Annotated in this window: 18 protein-coding genes; 14 read left to right on the forward strand and 4 right to left on the reverse strand. The window is 71.6% G+C overall.

What is annotated here, in order from left to right; genetic code table 11:
• The first annotated feature begins 50 nt into the window (after positions 1-50).
• From ACFVXA_RS18665 to ACFVXA_RS18720, 12 genes are all read left to right on the forward strand, one after another.
• The gene (locus tag ACFVXA_RS18665) at positions 51-275 is read left to right on the forward strand and encodes a hypothetical protein (protein ID WP_389463620.1); all 225 of its coding nucleotides are present in this window, start codon (positions 51-53) and stop codon (positions 273-275) included.
• On the forward strand, positions 272-2,704 hold the full coding sequence (locus tag ACFVXA_RS18670; protein WP_390025652.1) for a heavy metal translocating P-type ATPase: 2,433 nt from the start codon (positions 272-274) through the stop codon (positions 2,702-2,704). Before ACFVXA_RS18665 ends, ACFVXA_RS18670 begins: the two co-directional genes overlap by 4 nt.
• Positions 2,701-3,276: a copper chaperone PCu(A)C gene (locus tag ACFVXA_RS18675; RefSeq protein ID WP_362015374.1), complete on the forward strand. Its 576-nt coding sequence runs from the start codon at positions 2,701-2,703 to the stop codon at positions 3,274-3,276. Before ACFVXA_RS18670 ends, ACFVXA_RS18675 begins: the two co-directional genes overlap by 4 nt.
• Positions 3,277-3,389: 113 nt before the next feature.
• Positions 3,390-4,121, forward strand: coding sequence for a hypothetical protein (locus ACFVXA_RS18680; protein ID WP_384397878.1), 732 nt, complete (start codon positions 3,390-3,392; stop codon positions 4,119-4,121).
• A gap of 134 nt (positions 4,122-4,255) precedes the next feature.
• Positions 4,256-4,897 (forward strand): sigma-70 family RNA polymerase sigma factor, encoded by a 642-nt coding sequence (locus ACFVXA_RS18685; protein ID WP_384397876.1) that lies wholly within the window; start codon positions 4,256-4,258, stop codon positions 4,895-4,897.
• A 281-nt stretch (positions 4,898-5,178) separates the two neighbouring features.
• A complete protein-coding gene (locus ACFVXA_RS18690) occupies positions 5,179-6,252 on the forward strand; it encodes an ABC transporter substrate-binding protein (protein WP_384020713.1) in 1,074 nt (357 codons plus the stop codon).
• Between the two features lie 2 nt (positions 6,253-6,254).
• A complete protein-coding gene (locus ACFVXA_RS18695) occupies positions 6,255-7,334 on the forward strand; it encodes a FecCD family ABC transporter permease (RefSeq protein ID WP_390025655.1) in 1,080 nt (359 codons plus the stop codon).
• On the forward strand, positions 7,331-8,182 hold the full coding sequence (locus tag ACFVXA_RS18700) for an ABC transporter ATP-binding protein (RefSeq protein ID WP_384397871.1): 852 nt from the start codon (positions 7,331-7,333) through the stop codon (positions 8,180-8,182). Before ACFVXA_RS18695 ends, ACFVXA_RS18700 begins: the two co-directional genes overlap by 4 nt.
• Positions 8,179-9,729, forward strand: a complete 1,551-nt coding sequence (locus tag ACFVXA_RS18705) for an MFS transporter (protein ID WP_390025658.1) — start codon at positions 8,179-8,181, stop codon at positions 9,727-9,729. Before ACFVXA_RS18700 ends, ACFVXA_RS18705 begins: the two co-directional genes overlap by 4 nt.
• A gap of 589 nt (positions 9,730-10,318) precedes the next feature.
• Complete coding sequence (gene asnB, locus ACFVXA_RS18710) at positions 10,319-12,163, forward strand: asparagine synthase (glutamine-hydrolyzing) (protein WP_390025660.1); 1,845 nt, start codon at positions 10,319-10,321, stop codon at positions 12,161-12,163.
• Between the two features lie 84 nt (positions 12,164-12,247).
• On the forward strand, positions 12,248-13,447 hold the full coding sequence (locus ACFVXA_RS18715; protein WP_390025724.1) for a cytochrome P450: 1,200 nt from the start codon (positions 12,248-12,250) through the stop codon (positions 13,445-13,447).
• Positions 13,448-13,476: 29 nt separating this feature from the next.
• Positions 13,477-14,412, forward strand: coding sequence for an L-tyrosine/L-tryptophan isonitrile synthase family protein (locus ACFVXA_RS18720; RefSeq protein WP_390025662.1), 936 nt, complete (start codon positions 13,477-13,479; stop codon positions 14,410-14,412).
• Between the two features lie 47 nt (positions 14,413-14,459).
• On the opposite strand, the gene ACFVXA_RS18725 is transcribed toward ACFVXA_RS18720, so the two are convergent.
• Entirely contained in the window at positions 14,460-15,821 is a 1,362-nt protein-coding gene (locus ACFVXA_RS18725) for a nucleobase:cation symporter-2 family protein (protein ID WP_390025664.1), read from the reverse strand.
• Between the two features lie 139 nt (positions 15,822-15,960).
• Positions 15,961-17,310 (reverse strand): FAD-dependent oxidoreductase, encoded by a 1,350-nt coding sequence (locus ACFVXA_RS18730; RefSeq protein ID WP_362015401.1) that lies wholly within the window; start codon positions 17,308-17,310, stop codon positions 15,961-15,963.
• A gap of 213 nt (positions 17,311-17,523) precedes the next feature.
• Here ACFVXA_RS18730 and ACFVXA_RS18735 point away from each other — a divergent pair, with 213 nt between their 5' ends.
• Positions 17,524-18,012, forward strand: coding sequence for a DUF6214 family protein (locus ACFVXA_RS18735; protein WP_383735672.1), 489 nt, complete (start codon positions 17,524-17,526; stop codon positions 18,010-18,012).
• 9 nt (positions 18,013-18,021) lie between these two features.
• Here ACFVXA_RS18735 and ACFVXA_RS18740 read toward each other — a convergent pair whose 3' ends face one another.
• Positions 18,022-18,633, reverse strand: a complete 612-nt coding sequence (locus tag ACFVXA_RS18740; protein ID WP_389745409.1) for a DUF305 domain-containing protein — start codon at positions 18,631-18,633, stop codon at positions 18,022-18,024.
• A 268-nt stretch (positions 18,634-18,901) separates the two neighbouring features.
• On the opposite strand from ACFVXA_RS18740, the gene ACFVXA_RS18745 reads away from it, so the two are divergent.
• A complete protein-coding gene (locus ACFVXA_RS18745) occupies positions 18,902-20,404 on the forward strand; it encodes an LVIVD repeat-containing protein (RefSeq protein ID WP_383735620.1) in 1,503 nt (500 codons plus the stop codon).
• On the opposite strand, the gene ACFVXA_RS18750 is transcribed toward ACFVXA_RS18745, so the two are convergent.
• A complete protein-coding gene (locus ACFVXA_RS18750) occupies positions 20,392-21,102 on the reverse strand; it encodes a helix-turn-helix domain-containing protein (RefSeq protein WP_362015406.1) in 711 nt (236 codons plus the stop codon). The two genes, ACFVXA_RS18745 and ACFVXA_RS18750, sit on opposite strands and share 13 nt — an antisense overlap.
• Positions 21,103-21,262 lie beyond the last annotated feature (160 nt).

The following is a 21,262-nucleotide window of genomic DNA, read 5'->3' on the forward strand; positions in this document are numbered from 1 at the left end:
CCACACAGTGGCCGAGGAACTACTTCCCTCTCCTGCCCGACTCCTGACGTGTGACGCTTCGAAAGCTCGCTCCATCGCCCGCTCTGTGCGGATTTCTCCTCCTGCTCGTCCTGATCTTCACGGTGTCGTACGCCGTCGGAGTCACCGCCGGACCGGTCGCACCCGGACTGCACGGCCCCGGCCCGAGGGGCGGCGGAACCGACGGCGGGGGCGCCGGCGGGGGCGCCGGAGGAAGCGGCGGCATGGAGGACATGCACGGGGGAGGCCCCCGATGACCACGGAACCGGCCGCCACCGATCGCCGCGTGACCACCGATCTGACCGTCGGTGGCATGACCTGCGCCGCCTGCGTGAACCGGGTGGAGAGACGGCTCGGCAAACTGGACGGAGTCACCGCGACGGTCAACCTGGCCACCGGGACGGCCAGGATCAGTCACCCACCGCATGTCCGTGTCGGCGAACTCGTCGCCACCGTCGAGCGGGCGGGGTACACGGCGGCACCACCCGAGCCCCGGCGTGCGCCGGAGTCCGAGGCCGGCGCGATCGAGCGGGAGGCGGCGCGGATCGAGCGTGAACGGCTCCTGGTCACCGCGCTGCTCGCTGTGCCCGTCCTCGCGCTGTCGATGGTGCCCGCCCTGCAGTTCCGCGACTGGCAGTGGCTGTGCTTCGTGCTGGCCGCTCCGGTCGCGGTGTGGAGCGCGGGGCCGTTCCACGTGCGGGCGGTGCGCGGGCTGCGGCACTCCACGGCGACCATGGACACGCTGGTGTCGCTGGGCGTGGTGGCGTCCTTCGCCTGGTCGGCGTACGCGCTCTTCCTCGGGGGAGCGGGCACACCGGGGATGCGGATGCCGTTCAGCCTGCTGCCGTCCGCGGCGGACGGTGCGGCCCATGTCTATCTGGAGGCGACGGTCGGCGTGCCGCTGTTCGTGCTGGCCGGGCGGTTCCTGGAGGCGCGGGCGCGCCGGGGGACCGGGGTGGCGCTCAGGTCGCTCGTCCAACTCGCGGCCAAGGCCGTCTCGGTGCGCGAGGACGCGGGTGAACGACTGATTCCCATCGAGGAGTTGGGGCTGGGGCAGGTCTTCGTCGTGCGACCCGGTGAGCGGGTCGCCACCGACGGCGAGGTGGTGGAGGGCGGTTCCGCCGTGGATCTGTCCCTCGTCACCGGGGAGAGCGAGCCGGTCGAGGTCGGGCCGGGATCGGCGGTCGTCGGCGGCGCCGTGAACGCCGGTGGACTGCTGCTCGTCCGGGCCACGGCGATCGGTGCCGACACCCAACTCGCCCGCATCACCCGGCTGGTGACCGAGGCGCAGACCGGCAAGGCGCGGGCCCAACGGCTGGCCGACTCGGTGGCCGGGGTGTTCGTGCCCGTGGTGCTCGAGCTGGCCGTCACCGTGCTCGGCTTCTGGCTCGGCGCCGGAGCCGATCCGCAGGCGGCGATCACCGCGTGCGTGGCGGTGCTCGTCGTGGCCTGCCCCTGCGCGCTGGGCCTGGCGACGCCGACCGCGCTGATGGCCGCCACCGGCCGCGGCGCCCAACTGGGCGTGCTGGTCGGCGGCCCCCAGGCGCTGGAGTCGCTGCGGCACATCGACACGGTCGTCCTCGACAAGACCGGAACCCTCACCTCCGGACGGATGACCGTCGCCCGCGTCACGACCGTGCCCGGCGGGCTGGGCCGGGACGCGGTGCTGCGGCTGGCCGGTGCGGTGGAGCAGGGCTCGGAACATCCGCTGGGGCGCGCGATCACCGCGTACGCCCGTCGCTCCCGGCCCGAGCGGCCGCTCCCGGACACGGCCGACTTCCGCGCGCTGCCCGGACGGGGCGTACGCGGCCGGGTCGACGGCCGGCAGGTCGAACTCCTCGCGCCGGACGACGCGTTGCCCCCGGCTCTGGCGGACGCGCTCCCGCGGGCGGAGACCGCCGCGCACACTCCCGTACTGGTCCGGGTGGACGGAGTGGCCGAGGCTCTGATCGAGGTCGGGGACGTCGTACGTCCTGGAAGCTACCGGGCGGTGGACCGGCTGCGGCGCCTCGGGGTGCGCCCGGTGCTGGCCACCGGGGACGGGGAGGCGCCGGCCCGTGCCGTCGCGGCCGTCCTCGGCATCGACGAGGTGCACGCCCGCTGCACCCCCGAGGACAAGGCCGGTCTCGTACGGCAGTTGAGGGCGGACGGCCTTCGGGTCGCGGTCGTCGGAGACGGGGTGAACGACGCGGCGGCGCTGGCCGGTGCCGACCTGGGCATCGCCATGGGAAGCGGCACGGACGCGGCGATCGGGGCCGCCGATGTGACGCTGGTGCGCGGTGACATCGAGGCGCTCGGGGACGCCGTACGACTCGCCCGGCGCACCCTGGGCACGATCCGCGCCAACCTCCTGTGGGCCTTCGCCTACAACGTCGTCACCGTGCCGCTCGCGATGGTGGGCCTGCTCAATCCGATGGTGGCCGCGGCGGCGATGTCGGTGAGTTCGCTGCTGGTGGTGGGCAACAGCCTGCGGTTGCGCGCCTGGCAGCCGTCGCCGGTGCCCGCCCGGGGCCGCGGACCGTCGCCGATCGACGGGCGTACGCCGTCGGTGTCTCGCGGGAGTGTGCCGTCCCTTGGCCGTGCGCCGTCGGGCCCGCAAGGGCACCCGCCGTCGTCGTCCGACGGCCTTGAGCCGTCGCTGCCCCAGGGCCGTACGTCGTCGCCCGCTCGGAGGCGTGACCGATGACCGACCACGTCTGGCGGCCCACGCGCCGTCGGCTCACCGACACCCTGCTCGCCGCGCTGGTGCCTGTCGCCGCGTGCGGCCTCGCCCTCGCCGGCCTCACCGCCTGGGCGGGCTCCGGCAACGCGGGGAGTCCGGCGCGGATCGAGGTCGCCGCAGGGCGCGTCTTCCTGCCGTACGGCGACACGCGCGAGAGCGCCGCGTTCTTCCGGATCGTCAACTCCGGCGGGGCGGAGGACCGGTTGGTCGACATCACCTCGGGCTCCCTCGACGGCGACATCACGCTCTCGCGCCACCGCACCACGGGCGGCGGGGTGGCGTACCGGGACCCGGTGGACTCGGCCGTCGTCCCTGCCCGCGTCGGGCTGACCATGTCCCCGCACAGCCTGGACGCGACGGTGCGGGCCCGGGCCGGGTGGCGCGCGGGCGATCTCGTGCCGTTCACGCTGCACTTCCGACGCAGTGGGCCGGTCAAGGTCCTGGCGGTGGTGGTCCGGCCGGGGGAGGGCTCGCTGTGGAGCCCGGGTTCCGAGCGGACCCCTGCCGCTGTGGGGGTCGGCCCGGACGCGCGGTGAGTTCCCGCGCGTTGGCGTGTGCTGGATCACGTGATCGCGGTTGACGGGACACGCGCGGGTTTTCCGTACCAACCCATGGCGAGCGAACCTCGGATGCAAGGATGAGGGCCGTCATGACTGCTGGGTGGTGTTCTCGCACGGTACGGGCCGCGATGTTCGCGGCCGTCTGTGTGCTGCTCGCCGCCCTGGGGCACGTCATGATGTCCGGCTCCCCGGTGACCTGGTGGGCGCTGACCGGCGCAGCCGTGGCCACCGGCGGCGCGGGCTGGTGCCTGGCCGCCCGTGAGCGCGGGATCCCGCTGATCGTGTCCGTGGTGGTCGTCGCCCAGGGCGCGCTGCACTCGGCGTTCTCCTTCGCGCAGTCGGCGAGTTCGGGCTCGGGCTCGGCCTCGATGGGCATGGGTGGCATGTCGATGGGCTCCACGCCACACGACATGGGCTCCGTGCACATGGGCTCCGTACACATGGGCTCAATGCACGTGGGCTCGATGCACATGGGGTCGGTGCACGTGGACTCCATGGACATGGGCTCGATGGGCTCCATCGATGTGGGGCACATGGGCTCGGGCGGCACCTCCTCGTTCGGCATGCTCGCCGCCCACCTTCTCGCCGCGTTCCTGTGCGGGCTCTGGCTGGCGTACGGCGAGCGCGCCGCGTTCCGGATCCTGCGGGCGGTGGCCGGTCGGCTGGCCGCTCCCCTGCGGCTGCTGCTCGCCCTGCCCACGCCACCGCACCGTCCGCGCATCCGGGTACGCCGTGGCTTCTCGCACCGCGCGCCGCGGCGCCTCCTGCTCGTTCACGCGATCACTTCCCGGGGTCCACCCGCGGGGCCCGCTGTCGTCTGAGACAGCCGGTTCCCCGAAGCGCCGCCACGCGCGCTTCGGGCATCGGTCGTACCTGCCCGTACGGCCGTACCCCACACCGGGCCGCAGCGCCCTCGCGCCGGTCCGGATCACGGATGACCCAAGAAGGACACCTGGTGATCACTTCTGCCCTGCCCGCCTCGCGCAACCACAGCGTTCAAGGCGATAGGCGTGACAAAGGCGAGAAATCGGAGTCGATCGACGAGTCGATCACTGCCTGGGCGCTGGCCGCCCGCGGTGGCGACCCGGATGCCGTCGAACGATTCGTCCGCGCCCTGCACCGCGACGTCGTGCGCTACGTCGCCCACCTCTCCGCGGACCCCCAGGCCGCCGACGATCTGGCCCAGGACACGTTCCTGCGGGCACTCGGCAGCCTGCACCGGTTCGAGGGACGCTCGTCCGCCCGCGCCTGGCTGCTCTCCATCGCCCGCCGCGCGGTGATCGACAGCTTCCGGCACGCCGCCGCCCGGCCACGGCTGAGCGACACCCGCGACTGGCAGTTGGCGGCGGAGCTCGCGCAGCCGCGCGACCTGCCCGGCTTCGACGACGGCATCGCGCTGCTCGACCTGCTGGCCGCGCTGCCCGACGACCGTCGCGAGGCGTTCGTCCTCACCCAGTTGTTGGGGCTGCCCTACGCGGAGGCGGCCGAAGTCAGCGGATGTCCGATCGGCACGGTGCGCTCCCGCGTGGCGCGCGCCCGGGCCACCCTGGTCGCACTGCTCGCCGAGGCCGAGGCGTCCCGGGCGCTGGCCGCCTGACAGAAGCCGCTCGAAAAGGCCGCTCGCAAGAAGCCGCTCGAAAAGGCCGCTCGCAAGAAGCTGCTCGCAGGCAGCCGCTCGCAAGCAGCCGACTGAAAGAAGGGGACAGAACTCGAAAGAGAGCTGATCGAGAGAAGCCGATTGCCCGGAAGGGCGTCGGTGTCCGCCGAAATCGCGCGACACCGGCGCCCTTTCGCAGGAACTCGACCGGAGTCCGCGCCGACTACTGGCATGGGTGGCAGAGGTTCGCCCGTGTTCCGAGTGGATCCTGGAGAGTTTCGATGCGTTCTCGCGTCTGGTGGGGTACGACGGCCGTGGTGCTCGGCCTGCTCGTGGCGGGCTGTGGCCAGGACGGCGGCGGCGACAAGGACGCGGCGGGCGGCTCGGCCGCGAAGTCCGGCTCCGGCGGCTACCCCGTGACCGTCACCGACTGCAGGGGCGCCAAGACCACTTTCTCCGGCGCGCCCAAGAACATCGTCACCAGCAACGCCTCCAGCCTCGAACTGCTGCTGCGGCTGGGCGCCGGGGACAAGGTGATCGGCACCGGCTTCCCGCCCGGCAAGGGCACCCTGCCCGCCGCGCTGGACGCGCAGGCGCAGAAGGTCCGGGTCCTCGGCCGGGCGGTGATCCCCAAGGAGAAGCTCCTCGGCTCCGGCGCCGACCTCTACATCGACACCTTCGCGTCGATGGGCGGCATGGGCGGCGGGATGGGTGACGCGCCGACCGAGGCCGAGTACAAGGCTGCCGGGATCAAGCACATCTATCTCAAGTCCACCGCCTGCGCCTCGACTCGCACGAGCCCGGTCACGGACCTCTCCGCTGTCGAGGACGACATCACCTCCCTCGGCGCGGTCACGGGGACGAGCGCAAGGGCCGGCGAACTCGTCGCGGGCATGAAGGAGAAGGTGAACGCCGTCGAGGCGGCCGTCGGACAGACGCCCGAGAGCAAGCGGCCCACGTACTTCTTCTTCGACTACGACGCCGGCACCAAGCAGCCCAGCGTCGTCTGCAACCGTCAGGTCGCCAACGCCGTGATCACCTCGGCCGGTGCCCGCAACGTCTTCGCCGACTGCGACGGCGACTACCAGCAGGTCGGCTGGGAGGACGTCATCGCCAAGAACCCCGACTGGATCCAGCTGGGCGTGCGCAACCGGGGCAGCGAGGCCGCGAACAAGAAGGCGTTCGACCAGGCCCAGAAGTGGCTGGAGTCCAACGCGGCCACCAAGGGCCTCACGGCGGTCAAGGCGGGCCACTTCCTGCGCATCGGCTCCGAGCAGACCACCATCGCCGGTGTCAGCAATGCCGACACGGTCGTGGAGATCGCCAAGACGCTCTACCCCGGCAAGGTCGACTGACCGTGTTCTCCGTACTCTCGGCGTCCCGCCGCAAGAGGACCGGTACCACCGAGTCCCGGACCCTGCCCGCCGGACCGCTGGCGGCGGCCCTCGCCCTCGCGCTCCTCGCGGCCCTTACCGCGGCCGTGTCCTGGGGCTCGACGTCCATCCCGCCCGGCGAAGTGTGGGGCGTGGTGGGACGACGGCTGTCGGGCGCCGCACCACGGCCCGGCACCGACGATCTGATCGTCTGGCAACTCCGTGTTCCCCGAGCCTTGTTGGCCGCCCTCGTCGGCGCCGGGCTCGGCGTGGTCGGTACGGCGGTCCAGGCGCTCGTACGCAATCCGCTCGCGGACCCGTATCTGCTGGGCATATCCAACGGGGCCTCGCTGGGCGCGGTCGCCGCGATCGTGCTCGGCGCCGGGGCGGGCGGGGTGCTCGGCCTCGGGCTCTCGGGCGCCGCGTTCTCGGGGGCCCTGGCGACCTTCGGCCTGGTGTGGGCGGTGGCCCGGCGGGGCGGAGGATTCGCGCCACTGCGGCTGGTCCTGGCCGGGGTGGCGATCGGGCAGTTCCTGTCCGGCTTCACGAGCTATCTCGTCCTCCAGGCCGGGGACGAGCAGCAGACGCACAGCGTGCTCTTCTGGCTCATGGGCAGCCTCAGCGGGGCGACTTGGCCGCTGCTCGCGGTTCCCGCGATCACCGTGCCCGCCGCCCTGCTGCTGCTTCAGGCGCGCGCCCGCGGGCTCAACGCGCTGCTCATGGGCGACGAGACGGCGGCCGGGCTCGGCATCGACGTCGTACGGCTGCGCCGGGAGCTGTTCCTGGTGACCAGTGTGCTGACCGGCGTTCTGGTCGCCGTCTCGGGGGCCATCGCCTTCGTCGGCCTGATGGTGCCGCACGCCTGTCGGCTGGTCGTCGGCGGCGACCACCGCCGACTGCTGCCGGTCTCCGCGCTGTTCGGTGCGCTGCTCCTCGTCGTGGTCGACATCGTGTGCCGTACCGCCATGGACACGCAGGAACTGCCGGTAGGCGTGGTCACCTCGCTGATCGGCGCTCCGGCGCTGCTGTATCTGCTGGACCGGCGCCTGGGGAGCGGCAGTTGAGGATCGACATCGAGGACCTGCATGTCTCGTACAGCGGCCGGACGGTTGTGTCGGGAGTGCGGCTGTTCGCGGCCGAGGGCGAGATCACCGGCCTGGTCGGGCCGAACGGCAGCGGCAAGTCCACGCTCCTGCGCACCGTCTACCGCCATCTGCGGCCCACGGCCGGGCGGGTGCTGCTGTCCGGCACCGATCTCCGGGACCTCACGCCCGTCCAGACGGCCCGGCAGGTGGCCGCGCTGCCCCAGGAGCGGGGCGGCGACTTCGAGTTGACGGTGCGCGAGGTCGTCGCGATGGGACGCACTCCCTACAAGCGGGCGTTCGCCGGGGAGGACGCCACCGACCGGGACATCGTCGCGCGCGCCCTCGCCGACGTGGGCATGCACGGCCGAACCGGGCGCCGCTTCTCGGAGTTGTCCGGTGGCGAGCGCCAACGCGTCCTGCTGGCACGCGCGTTCGCACAGGACCCGGACGTCCTGGTCCTCGACGAACCCACCAACCACCTCGACATGCGCCATCAGGTGGAGCTGCTCGCCCTGCTGCGTGCTCAACGCCGTACGGCCCTGGTGTCGCTGCACGACCTCAACGCGGCCGCCTCGGTCTGCCAGCGGCTGCATGTTCTGCACGAGGGGAGCGTGGTCGCCTCCGGTCCGCCGCGCGAGGTGCTCACCCCCGCCCTGCTGGCGGAGGTGTTCGGGGTGCGGGCGGTCGTGGTCGACCATCCGTTGACCGGTGACCCCCTCATCGCCTTCGACCATCGCTCTCCGGGAACTCACGCCCGCTCGCACCCGACTTGTGGGACGGAGGTTGCCGTCCGGCAGCCCGCCCGCGAGGGGAGGGGGGAAGTGTGACGGAGGAACGGCCCGGTCACATACCCGAGTTCCGGCCTGGACGTGGTCCCGAGTTCCAGCCCGGACGAGGACCCGAGCTCCAGCCCGGACGCGGTCCCGAGTTCCGGCCCGGACGCGGACCTGAGCTCCAGGCTGGTGACACAGCCGAGTTCCGGCCCGGTCGCCTGACCGAGGCCGAGGACCGCTGGCTTCTGGTGGCCGTGGCGGGTGCGCTGTCGTTCGTGGCGATGCTCGACATGAACATCGTCAACGTGGCGCTGGCGAACATCGCGCGCGGTCTTGGTGTGTCCGACGCGACCGCCCAATGGGCGGTGCTGGGCTACCAACTTCCCGTCGTCTGCCTGCTGTTGCCGATCGGCCGCTGGCTGGACGGGGCGGGCCTGCGGGCGGCGCTGCTGACGGCGACCGGCGGCTTCGCCCTGTGCAGCGCTCTGGCCGCGGCCTCGCCCTGGGCGGCCTGGCTGATCGCCGCACGGGTCGCCCAAGGCGCGTGCGGGGCGGTGCTGTTCGTGCTGATGCCGGTACTCGCCATCCGGTCGGTGCGTCCGGAGAAACGCGGGCGGGCGATGAGCGTGCCCGCCACGCTCGGCCCGCTCGGCGCGGTGACCGGGCCGGCGCTCGGCGGGCTGCTGCTGGACCATCTGGGCTGGCGGGCGGTGTTCCTGGTCAAGATCCCGTTCTGTCTGCTGGCGCTGGTGGTGGCCTGGCGGGCGATGCCCGGGGACGGCCGACCGCACCGGCCCGAACGGCGGTCCCTGGGGGACGCGTTGCTGGTCGGCTCGGGCCTGACGGCTCTGTTGCTCGCCCTGACCCTGGCACCGGGTACACCGGCATGGCTGCTGCTCGCGGCAGCTGCCCTACCGCCGCTGTGGTGGTGGCTGCGCGGGCCCGGTGGCCGCCCTGTGGTCGGCGTGCTGCGGTCCTCGGGGCTGTTCGCCGCGCACGGCGCCGTCCTGGCGCTTGCGGCCGGATTCGCCGCCATGCACTACGTGGTCGCCCTGCACCTTCAGCGCGACGACGGCGTCAGTGCGACCCGTACGGGCCTGACCGTGCTGGCCTTCCCGCTGGGCATGGGACTGGCCGGACCACTCGGTGGACGGCTGGCCGACCGGTACGGGGCCCGCCCCGTGGCCGTCGCGGGCGCCGCGCTCACCGCCGTCGGCCTGCTGCTGCTCGTACCACTGGGCGACGGCTGGTCCCCGCCCGACGTCGCCTGGCGGCTCGCGCTGGCAGGCATCGGCATGGGGCTGAACGGCGGTCCGACACAGGCCCTGGTCATGGGCGCCGCCCCACCCGAACGGACCGCCACCGTCGGCTCCGCGATGCAACTCGCCCGCAGCCTCGGCTTCACGCTCGGCCCGGCGCTGGCCACCGCGGCCTGGGGGGTGACGGGCGGGGCAGGCAGCGACGGCGTACGGGCCGGACCGGCGCTCGCCGCCGCGGTCGCCTGCCTCGCCGTACCGCTGCTCGCGCTGCCCGCCAGGCGCCGCAGCGCCCTGGGGCCGCCGGGGGAGGGGGTCACGGACGTGGCACCGACCGCCGGCTGAAGACCGCCCGTGCGGTACCCGCCGGCCCTTCGCGGCTGCGGCATCCGCCGTGCGCTGTCGAGCATCGACACGAGGCCTCCGGCCTCGCCCGCGTTGTCGCCGGTGGTTCGGCGGCGAGCCGGTCCGCGTCCGCGGGACCGCCGACACGGTAGCGCCGCCCTGTGAGGGCCGCCCCCGGTGCGGCTTACGCCGTGCTGTCGACCACCGATACGGAGCTGTACGTCGGCGGAGGAGCGCCGACGCGACACCCGCCGCTCCTGTGCTGCTGCCCTGTGCTGCCGCCCCGGGGCGTCACCCAACCCGCCGACACCACCGACGCAGCGCCACCCCCGCCGTCCTACCGACGGAGCGCCCCCTGTCCCGCTGACGACCGCCGACGCAACGTCACCCCCGCCGTCCCGCCGTCCCCCCGACGCAGCGCCACTCCGTCCCGGCGACGCATGGTCACCCCGTCCCGCCCACAACCTCGACGCAGCACCACCCCATCCCGCCGCCAACCCCCGAGACAGCTACCCGCCTCCCGCCCCCGCCGCCAACCCCCGCCGACATGGCATCCACCGTCCGTCCCCGACCCAGGAGCAGCCTCCCCATGTGCGGAATCACCGGATGGGTGTCCTTCCACACCTTCCACACCGACCCCCGTGCCCAGGCCCCCGTCATCGAGGCCATGACCGCCGCGCTCGCCCCGCGCGGCCCGGACGCCTCGGGTGTCTGGCTCGGCGGCCATGCCGCCATCGGGCACAGGCGCCTCGCCGTCATCGACATCGCGGGCGGCGTCCAGCCCATGACCGACCACCAGGGCTCCACGAACTCGCCGGCCACCGTCCTCAGCTACAGCGGCGAGGTCTACAACCACCATGAACTCCGCTCTGAGCTCAGGAAGTTGGGGCACCGCTTCCGCACCCGCAGCGACACCGAGGTGGTCCTGCGGGCGTACGCCGAGTGGGGTGAGGGGCTCGCCGAGCGACTGGACGGCATGTTCGCCTTCGCGGTGTGGGACGAGCGCGAGCAGCGGCTGCTGCTGGTCCGTGACCGGCTCGGGGTCAAGCCGCTGTTCTGGGCCACCGTCGACGGAGGCCTGGCGTTCGCCTCCGAGCCCAAGGCGCTCTTCGTCCACCCCGAGATACGGCCCCGGGTGGACGCGGACGGCCTGCGGGAGGCGTACAGCCTGCTGTTCAACACCGGCCCGACGGTGTGGTCAGGGGTACGGGAGGTCGAACCGGGCGGCCTCCTCGTCCTCGACCGGGACGGCATCCGGGAACGCCGTTACTGGCAGCTGCGCGCCGACGCGCACACGGACGGCCAGGACGCCACCGTCGAGCGTGTGCGCGACCTGGTGAGCACGGCCGCCCGCGGTCAGCTGGAGGCCGACGTCCCCCTGTGCAGCCTGCTCTCCGGCGGTATCGACTCCACCGTCCTGACCTCCCTGCTCGCCGATGAACTGCGCCTGCGCGAGGGCCCGGACGCCCGCGTTCGTTCGTACGCCGTCGACTACAGCGATCAGGCCGAGCGGTTCACCGGCGACGTGCTGCGCACCGGCCACGACACCCCGTACGCCATCGAGGCCGGTGCCTTCATCGGCACCGACCACAGCACCGTCGTCCTCGACCCCATGGCCCTGCTCGACCTCGAGCACCGGCGGGCCGTGGTGGTCGCCCGTGACTCGCCGATCGGCGTCGGCGACATGGACACCTCGCTGTACCTGCTCTTCGGGGAGATACGGCGGCACTCCACGGTCGCCGTGTCCGGGGAGGCCGCGGACGAGGTCTTCGGCGGTTACCCGTGGTTCCACAGCCCCAAAGCGCTGGCAGCCCGCACCTTCCCGTGGCTGCTGGTCACCGGCGACGAGGCCGCGATGCCGCTCAATCCCGAACTCAAGCTGGGCATCGGGGAGTTCCGTGACGACACCTATCGTGACGCCCTCGCCGCCGTACCCCACCTCGACGACGAGACGCCCGCCGAGCACCGGCAGCGTGAGATGCAGCATCTGTCCCTGACCTGCTGGCTGCGCCAACTCCTGCACCGAAAGGACCGGTTGAGCATGGCGCAAGGCCTGGAGGTCCGCGTTCCGTACTGCGACCACCGGCTCGTCGAGTACGCCTTCGCCGCCCCGTGGGCGCTGAAGAGCTTCGACGGCCGCGAGAAGAGCCTGCTGCGTGCCGCGAGCAAGGGTCTCGCGCCCGACTCCGTCCTGCACCGGCCGAAGAACCACTATCCGGCCACCCATCACCCCGACTACAACCGCGGACTCCAGGCCCTGGCCCGCGACGCGCTGGCCACGCCCCAAGTCCGTGCCCTGGCCGACGAGACCCGTATCAAGCCCTGCCTCGACACCCCGCCCGAGCGGTTGGAGTGGGGCCACCGGCTGCGCCTCGAGCGTGTTGTCGACCTCGCCCTGTGGCTGGAGCACTACCGGCCCGAACTCGCCTTCTGAGGAGCCACCTTGACTGTCGAGAATCCCCTTGAGAATCCCCTGGGGAGTTCCCTTGAGGAGCCCCGCTCCGCCCCGGTACCGCTGATGGGCTGCCCGTACAAGCGCGACCCCTACCCGCTGTACGAGCGGATGCGCGACGACGGACCGGTCCACTCCGTGCTCTTCCCCAGCGGGGTCACGGCCTGGCTCGTCACCGGCTACGAGGCCGCCCACGCCGCGCTCAACGACGACCGCCTCGGCAAGAACCACGACCTCGGCAACGACCGGTGGCGGGCCCGCGCCTCGATCATGCCGGAGCCGCAGCACTCCCAGCTCCAGGCCCACCTCCTGCACCAGGACCCGCCCCGGCACACCCGTATGCGACGGTTCGTGTCGGACGCCTTCGCGCCGCGTCGGGTCGAGCAACTGCGTTGCCGGATGCAGGAGTTGGCCGATGACCTCGTCGACGCGCTGCCCGGCACCGGACCCGCCGACCTCGTCACCGGCTTCGCCGCGCGCTTCCCCTTCCAGGTGCTGGCCGAAGTCATCGGACTGCCCGGGGAGTTGGCGCGGCGCTTCGACCGCGACTGGGGCAAGGTCGTCCAGCCGGTCGGCCCGACCGATCCGGGGCGCCCGCAGTACGAGGCCCGGCTGCACGGTCTGCAGAGCTATATAGCCGAGGTCGTCGCCCACAAGCGCGAGTACGGCGGCGACGACCTGCTCGGCCGTCTCGTCGTGGCCCGCGACCGCCACGAGCTGACGCGGGAGGAGCTGGACTCCATGATCTTCCAGCTCCTCGTCGCGGGCCAGGAGCCGGTCACCAACCAGATCACCACGGCCCTGATCGCCCTGCTCCGCCACCCGGACCAGCTCACCCGCCTGCGCGACGAGCCGGACCTGCTGCCCCGCGCAGTCGAGGAACTGCTCCGCTACGACAGCGCCTTCGAGCTCACCACCTGGCGCTTCTTCGGCAAGGACAGCGACCTGCACGGCACCCGCATCCCGGCCGGCGACTCGGTGATCGTCTCTCTGTGCGCGGCCAACCGCGACCCCCGCCGCTTCGAGAATCCCGACACCCTCGACCTGGACCGTTCCCCGAACCCTCACCTCGCCTTCGGGCACGGCATTCACTTCTGCCCCGGCGCCGCCCTCGCCCGCGCCGAACTCCAGATCGCGCTCGGCACGCTCCTCACCCGGCTGCCCGGCCTGCGCCTCGCCGTCCCGGACGCGGACCTCGAATGGGTCCCCGCCGTCCTCGGCCGAGGCACCCATCACCTGCCCGTCGGCTACGACCGACGCCGCTGACCCCGACACCGGCCTCATGGAGGATTGCCGTGCCGCCGACGACCGCGCCGGACACCACCCCCCTGAGCATCAGCGCCGCGATCCTGGGCCTGTTGCTCCCGCACCACCGCGCCACCGGCCGAACCGCTGCCCTCGTCGCCGAGGCGTTCCCGCACCAACTGCGCCGGACAGCCGACTTCGTCCGCGCGGGCGCCCCCGTCGTGTTCACCCTGCCCGGCTTTCCCTGCAAGTCGCCCAACCCGGCAAAGGTCCTCGGCCACCTGCCCGACCAGGGAGAACGCCTCTCCCTCGGCTTCCTCGACGCAATGTGCGCGGACATCGAGAGAATCCATCCCCCCGGCGCCCGGATCCTGATCTGCTCCGACGGCCATGTCTTCGGCGATCTCATCCGCGTCCCCGACCATCACATCGACGCCTACTCCGACGCACTGCGCTCGCTGATCAAGGAGTCGGGCCTGCGCCGGCTGTCCGTGTTCGACCTGCGCGACATACTCGGTGACCTGCCGCATGACGCGAAACGAGCCCACATCCACGACTCCTACGCCCCAACGGTCGACGCCCTGCGCGCCGAGGTCCGCGCCGACGATCACACCCTGGCCCTCTACCGGGGCATCACCCGCTTCCTCGTCGAGGACACCGCCGACTTCACCGGCACCCGGTCCGCTCTGCAACGCGAGTGCCGACAACGCGCCTACGGCGTCATCCAGCGCAGCCGGGCCTGGGGCGCGTTGATCGCCCGCCATCACCCCCGCGCCGTACGCCTGTCCATCCATCCCCAGCCCATCGGCGCCCCCAAGTTCGGCATCCGTCTCCTCGACGCGGCCGACGCCTGGACTACCCCATGGCACGCGGCGGCCCTGCGCCGTACCGACGGCACCTGGACCCTCATGCCCCGTGCCCAGGCCGCGCAACGGGGCCGCCTGATCCATCGGGACGACCGGCCCAGCCACTTCGAGGAGAGCTGATGGGCCAGGGCCGCGCGGCCGCCGCGCGCCGGGCCGCCCGTTCGGGCTCAGGCTGAAGCGGCGCCGGCCTTGGGTTCGGAGGCGACCTCGTCGCCGGTCGAACTCCCCTTCCCCGGAAGGTGGTTGAAGAGCAGGTTGAGTACGATCGCGGTCAGGCAGCCCGCGCTGATCCCGCTGTTCATCACCGTCTGGAACCAGTCGGGGAACTTCGCGTAGACCGTCGGCACTCCGACCGGCAGCATGCCCACGGCCACCGAGACGGCGACGACGGTGAGGTTGTGGTTGCCCTTGAAGTCCACCTCGGCGAGGGTGCGCAGACCGCTCGCGGCGACCGTTCCGAACATCACCAGGCCCGCGCCGCCCAGCACCGGCGCCGGTATGGCCGCGACCACCGCACCCAGCTTGGGCAGCAGGCCGAGCAGGACGAGGATGCCGCCCGCGGCGGCGACCACCCAGCGGCTGCGCACCCGGGTCATGCCGACGAGGCCCACGTTCTGCGCGAACGCCGTGTACGGGAAGGTGTTGAACACTCCGCCGAGGACCGTCGACAGACCGTCGGCGCGCAGTCCGTCCGCGAGCGCCCGCGGCTGGATCGGCCGGTCGGTCATCTCACCGACCGCGATGAAGTCACCGGTCGTCTCGGTCATCGTCACCAGCGCCACGACCAGCATCGAGATGATCGCGGAGGCATGGAACGACGGCGCGCCGAAGTGGAACGGCGTGCTGATCCCGACCCAGTCGGCGTCCCCGACTCCGCCGAAGTCCGTGAACCCGAAGGGGACGGCGACCGCGAGGCCTACGGCTATGCCGATCAGCACCGCGATCCGGCTGAGGAACGCAGGGGCGAACCGCTGTACCCCGAGCACCACGGCCAGCACGAATGCCGCGAGCGCGAGGTTCTTCGGCTCGCCGAAGTCCTTCGCGCCCACACCGCCCGCCGCCCAGTTGCCGGCCACCGGCAGCAGTGAGACACCGATGATCAGAATGACCGTGCCGGTGACGAGCGGCGGGAAGAAGCGCAGCAGTCTGCCGAAGACCGGGGCGAGCAGGACGATCGCGAGGCCCGCGACGATCACCGATCCGTAGATCGCGGGCAGTCCGCCGCCCGTCGTCCCGATGAGCACCATCGGCGACACGGCCGCGAAGGTGCAGCCCTGCATGATCGGCAGCCTCACCCCGAAGCCCCAGAAGCCTACGCACTGGATCAGCGTCGCGATCCCGCACACCAGCAGATCCGCGGTGATCAGATACGCCAGATCGGCGGGCGACAGCTTCATCGCTCCGCCCACGATCAGCGGAACGGCCACCGCGCCCGCGTACATCGCGAGCACGTGCTGGAGCCCGAAGGCGGCCAGCTGGCGTACGGGTGGGACCTCGTCGACGGGATGCACGGGTGCTGTGGTCGCCATGGGCACTCCTGAGAGCGGCGGGTGGGGGCGGACGGTTCAGACGGTTCAACAGCACGAGACCGTATGATGCTTGAACAGTTTGTTGATTTCCGGTGTGTTGCCGTCAGGTGTCATGCCCTCTGGGTGCCGTGTGACTCTGCTATGACGTCGCCGTCCGCGCCGCCGTCAGCAGAGCCTCCCAGTCGGGAAGCTTGACCACACCCCGGCCCAGCGAGGCCCCGAGTGCCGCCTCGGCCCGCTCGATCGCCTGCCACCCGGTCCACTCGACGGGGTGCACCCCCTGCGCCCGCAGCGCCGCGAGCGGATCCTCGGGTACGTCCCGCCGTACGAGGACGGGGGCGTCCTCCAGGAGCGAGGTCACCGTCTCCTTGGCGCACGGCCGGTTGGTGCCGATGACTCCCGTCGGACCGCGCTTGATCCAGCCCGCCACGTACTCGCCCGGGGAGACCGCGCCGTCCCGCAGGACCCGCCCCGCGAGATGCGGCACGGTGGCGCGGTCGGCGTCGAACGGCAGCCCCTCCAGCGGCACCCCGCGATAGCCGACCGAGCGCAGCACCAACTGCGCCTCGATGTCCTCGTACTGACCCGTGCCCGTCACCCCGCCCTGCCCGTCCGGCACCGTCCGCTCGAAGCGGACCGCCCCCACGCGGCCGCCGTCGGCGAGTAGTTCGACAGGGCGCAGGAAGAAGCGCGGCCGGATCCGCCGTGGACGGCCCTGCGGCCCCGCGGCGGCCCATCCCCGCATCACCTCCACATTGCGGCGCTGGGCGGCGGGCAGGTCCGACGGGTCGAGGTAGGCCGGATCAAGGGCCAGCTCCTCCGGGTCCACGACGACGTCGGTGTCCGGCAGCGCCCCCAGCTCGCGAAGCTCCTTGGTGGTGAAGCGGGCCTGCGACGGGCCGCGCCGCCCGACCATGCTGATCTCCGTCACCCTGCTCGCGGCCAGCGCGTTGAGCGCCGACTGCGGCATGTCGGTGGGGCTCAGCTCGGCCGCGCCGCGGGCCAGCATCCGGGTCACGTCGACGGCGACGTTCCCGACGCCGATCACCACGGCCGAACGGGCGCCGAGGACGAAGGCGTCGGCCACGGAGTCGGGGTGCGCGCTGTACCAGGATACGAACTCGGTCGCCGACCAGCTGCCCGGCAGCTCCTCGCCGGGCACCCCGAGGTGACGGTCGGTGGCGGCGCCCACGCAGTAGACCACCGCGTGGTACAGCTCCCGCAGCCGGGCCACCGGCACCCCGCCCGGGCCGACCTGGACGCCGCCCAGGAACCGCACCCGCTCGTCCTCCAGGACCGCCCGCAGGTTGTTCTGCAGCGACTTGATCTTCTCGTGGTCGGGGGCCACCCCATAACGCACCAGGCCGTACGGGCAGGGCAGCCGGTCCAGGACGTCCACCCGGACATCGGGCACCTGGCTCTGCTGGACGAGACCCTGGGCGCTGTAGACCCCACTGGGCCCCGAGCCTACGACGGCGACATGCAGCACGGCCGAACTCCTTACCCGAGGGACCACGGAGAACGCTTACAGGAGATCGCTGATGCTTCCAGGATCGCACCGCCGGTGCTCCGCTGACAGGGTGCGGTACGCGACACGCACGCGCGTGTCCGTTCGTATGGAGTGTGATCATGCGGTTACGTTCCGTATGTGCTAGAAGCATCCTTTCTCAATCTGTCCGACCGGTGCCCTCCGGACGGCGTGGTGTCCGTGTGGCCCGCGTGGGAGGTGCAGGAGCGTGAGAGGGCCGCGTCGTGGGTCAACGTCAGGGCCGCGTCCTGGTTCAACGTCCGGCTGGCCTTCGCCGACGGCGCCCAGGTCGACGTACTCGCCGTACTGTGCGAGGCGGGATTGTCGATCGAGGACGTACGGGCCCAACCGCCGCTCTCCTTCGACGATCTCGCGGCGCTCGCCGAATGGATCGAGGAACCGCTCCTGGAGGCGTGCGGCCCGGCGACCGCGCAGGCGGGCGAGTCCGAGGAACGGCCGGCGCGCCGCGCGCGGCCCGCGTGGCCGCGCGGCATCGAGGGGCGGTGGCAGGTCGCGGAGGAGTACCGCGCGGCACAGCAGGAGGGCGTCGACCCGGTCCTCGCGGTCATGTGCGCCACCGGCCACAGCAGGCGCGCATCACTCAGGATGATCGCCGGAGCGCGCGACGCGGGGTTCTTGACGCCGCGTCATGCCCGGCGCTGAGCCCGGTGTTCACGACATCTCACGCATCCGCGTGATCTCGCTCGTCTGCTGCGCGATCACGTCGTCGGCCATCTCCTCGATCTGGACGTTGTTTCCCTCGGCCTTCACGTCCGTGGCCATGGTGATCGCTCCGTCGTGATGTGTGATCATCAGCTTCAGGAAGAGCTCGTCGAACGCCTTGCCCTTCGCCGCGCGCAACTTCTCGAGCTGGGCCTCCGTCGCCATGCCGGGCATCGCCTCGTGCTCGTGCTCCTGATGTGCGGCGCTCGGTTCGCCGTCGTGCGTCGTCAGCCAGCTCTTCATGGTGGTGATCTCCGGCCCCTGCGCGGCCGCGATCCGTGCGGCGATCCGCTTCACGTTCCCCGACTCGGCCTGCTTCGGGGCGAGTTCGGTCATGACCAAGGCCTGTGTGTGGTGTTCGATCATCATCCGCGCGTACGTGAAGTCCGCCGTGTTGGGGGAGTCGTCGTCGGCCCGCTGTTTCGCGGCGTCCTCGGCGGAGAGCGTCCGGGCCGCTTCGCCGGGCTTTCCGGGCGCGATCACCGAAGCCCCGCCCGCCTGGGCGGACTTGGACCCGGAGCCGGAGTCGCAGCCCCCGAGCGCGAGCAGCGCGACCGCCATGGACGTCGCGACCAGGGATGCGCGGGACGTACGGCTCAGGGATGCACCGGACGTACGGCGAACCAGCACAGCGACCTCCTGCGGCACACGAAGGGGCGGACACCTCAAGGGTGTTGATGACCGTACCGTCCTAGCACGCTTCCGCATGCGACTGATCAAAAACCTTCATTACGAGTACGTTGCCATCTGTTGATCTCTCGATGGGGCGGACGATACTTACAGGGGTCCGTGAACCGTTCAACCGCGAACGGCTACAAGGGAGAACACAGTGACCCTGTTGAACAACCCCCGAACGCGGCACAGACGCCTGGGAGTTGCCGTCGCCGCGGCCGGACTCCTGGCCGCGCTGCTCACCGCCGGTCCGGCGGCCGCGACCCCCGACCCCGGGGACAGTCCCGCCGCGCAGGAGCAGGTCTCGAAGAGCGACGCCGCCGAGGCGAGGGCCGCGATAGCGAGTGGCGAGATACCCGGGAAGGACGAGATCGTCCACTCCGACAACATCGAACATCTCGCCAACATCCCCAAGGAAGCCTTCACCGGCCTCAATTCGGACCTGGCCTTCCAGGGCAAGTACGCCTTCGCCGGCAACTACGACGGCTTCCGCATCTTCGACATCAGCAACCCCAAGGCGCCCAGGACGGTCGCGCAGGTGCTCTGCCCGGGCTCCCAGAACGACGTCTCCGTCTCCGGCAACCTGCTCTTCCTGTCCACCGACTCCTCGCGCAACGACAACTCCTGCAACAGCACCTCGCAGCCCGCGACCGAGAAGTCGTCGTGGGAGGGCATGAAGATCTTCGACATCAGCGACAAGGCGAACCCGAAGTACGTCGCCGCCGTCGAGACCGCCTGCGGCTCGCACACCCACTCGCTGGTGCCCGAGCGCAAGAACGTCTACATCTACGTCTCCTCGTACTCGCCGAGCGCCACCTTCCCCGACTGCCAGCCGCCGCACGACGGCATCTCGGTCATCAAGGTGCCGCGCAACGCCCCTGAGGAAGCGGCGGTGGTGAACTTCCCGGTGCTCTTCCCGGGCGAGGGGCCGGACGGCGGCGGCAACCCGGGCGGACCCACCAACCCGGGCGTCTCCAAGACCACCGGCTGCCACGACATCACGGTCCTGCCGTCGAAGGACCTGGCCGCGGGCGCCTGCATGGGCGACGGCATCCTGTTCTCCATCAAGGACCCGGAGCACCCGAAGGTCATCGACCAGGTCGAGGACAACGTGAACTTCGCGTTCTGGCACTCGGCGACCTTCAACCAGAAGGCCAACAAGGTCGTGTTCACCGACGAGTTGGGCGGCGGCGGCGCGGCCACCTGCAACGCGGCGATCGGCCCGAACCGCGGCGCCGACGGCATCTACGACATCGTCGGCAAGGGCGACGACCGCAAGCTCGTCTTCAAGAGCTACTACAAGATCCCCCGCCAGCAGGCGGACACCGAGAACTGCGTGGCCCACAACGGCTCACTGATCCCCGTCGAGGGCAAGGACATCATGGTCCAGGCCTGGTACCAGGGCGGCGTCTCCGTCTGGGACTTCACCGACTCGGCCAACCCGAAGGAGATCGCCTTCTTCGAGCGCGGGCCGCTCTCCACCGACACCCTCCAGGTCGGCGGTTCGTGGTCGGCGTACTACTACAACGGCTACATCTACTCGAACGACATCGCCAAGGGCTTCGACGTGCTGAAGCTCAGCGACCGGCGTACGGATCCGGCCAAGTGGGTCCGCCTGCGCGAGCTCAACGTCCAGACACAGCCGGACTACTTCGACTGACCGTCGGCGGGACGATCGGCCCCGTCGGGCGGATCGTCCTCCGGCCGGCGGCCGGTCGCGAAGAACCGTGACAGGTCCGTCTCGTCCGTCCCGCCGGGCACCTCGGTGTCCGGCGGGACGCCCATCTCCCAGTCGAGGTGGTAGCGCTCGAACAGCTCGGCCCGCAGCGTAGGGACCGGCATCGGAACACCCGGTACCAAGGCCGCGTACACCGCGCCCATGAGCAGCGCGCGCAGCATCGGGTAGTCGGTGGCGGCGTCCGGCGAGCCCTGCCCGGCGACGGTCTCCCGCAGCAACTGGGCCAGCCGCTGCTGCTCCGGGCACTGCACGAACCCCTCCGCCTGAAGCAGCCCGGCCATGTGCTGGCGCATCAGCACGGGCCGGCTCCGGGCGAGCCCCAGGATCGCGTCGATGACCCGCGCCATCCGCTCCCGGCCGTCCTCGGTACGCGGCTCGCGCTCCAGTGCCTCCTCCAGCGTGCGGTGCATCAGCCGATGCACGGCGGACTGCAGGAGCTGGCGTTTGCCGGGGAAGTAGTACGAGACCAGTCCGCGCGCGGAGCCCGCGCGATCCGCGATGTCGCCGAGCGTCGTCGCCTCGTAGCCACGCTCACTCACCAGCTCCACCGCGGCCTGCAACAGCCGTTCCCGGGAACGCCGCCGCAACTCTTCATTGACCGAGGCGCTTCGCGGGGACATGCTGGAACTCCTGCGTTGACTGGCTGCCAGCCAACTATACTCAACGCGTCCGGACCGAGACCCTTCAAGGGTCGGTTCCGGGCTGCCGCCGACCTGGGGCGACGCGGGGGATCGTCCCAGGTCGGACGGGCAAGGCCGCAGATGGTGTCCTAGGGCTACT

The organism is Streptomyces sp. NPDC058246 (genome assembly GCF_042881985.1).
Taxonomy (GTDB): Bacteria; Actinomycetota; Actinomycetes; order Streptomycetales; family Streptomycetaceae; genus Streptomyces.

What these genes read in the sequence shown, in the direction of transcription:
- ACFVXA_RS18715 (WP_390025724.1), top strand. Translation starts at nt 12,248, where the DNA reads ATGGGCTGCCCGTACAAGCGCGACCCCTACCCGCTGTACGAGCGGATG.
- ACFVXA_RS18750 (WP_362015406.1), bottom strand. Translation starts at nt 21,102, where the DNA reads ATGTCCCCGCGAAGCGCCTCGGTCAATGAAGAGTTGCGGCGGCGTTCC.
- ACFVXA_RS18680 (WP_384397878.1), top strand. Translation starts at nt 3,390, where the DNA reads ATGACTGCTGGGTGGTGTTCTCGCACGGTACGGGCCGCGATGTTCGCG.
- ACFVXA_RS18725 (WP_390025664.1), bottom strand. Translation starts at nt 15,821, where the DNA reads ATGGCGACCACAGCACCCGTGCATCCCGTCGACGAGGTCCCACCCGTA.
- ACFVXA_RS18670 (WP_390025652.1), top strand. Translation starts at nt 272, where the DNA reads ATGACCACGGAACCGGCCGCCACCGATCGCCGCGTGACCACCGATCTG.
- asnB (WP_390025660.1), top strand. Translation starts at nt 10,319, where the DNA reads ATGTGCGGAATCACCGGATGGGTGTCCTTCCACACCTTCCACACCGAC.
- ACFVXA_RS18690 (WP_384020713.1), top strand. Translation starts at nt 5,179, where the DNA reads ATGCGTTCTCGCGTCTGGTGGGGTACGACGGCCGTGGTGCTCGGCCTG.
- ACFVXA_RS18675 (WP_362015374.1), top strand. Translation starts at nt 2,701, where the DNA reads ATGACCGACCACGTCTGGCGGCCCACGCGCCGTCGGCTCACCGACACC.
- ACFVXA_RS18740 (WP_389745409.1), bottom strand. Translation starts at nt 18,633, where the DNA reads ATGGCGGTCGCGCTGCTCGCGCTCGGGGGCTGCGACTCCGGCTCCGGG.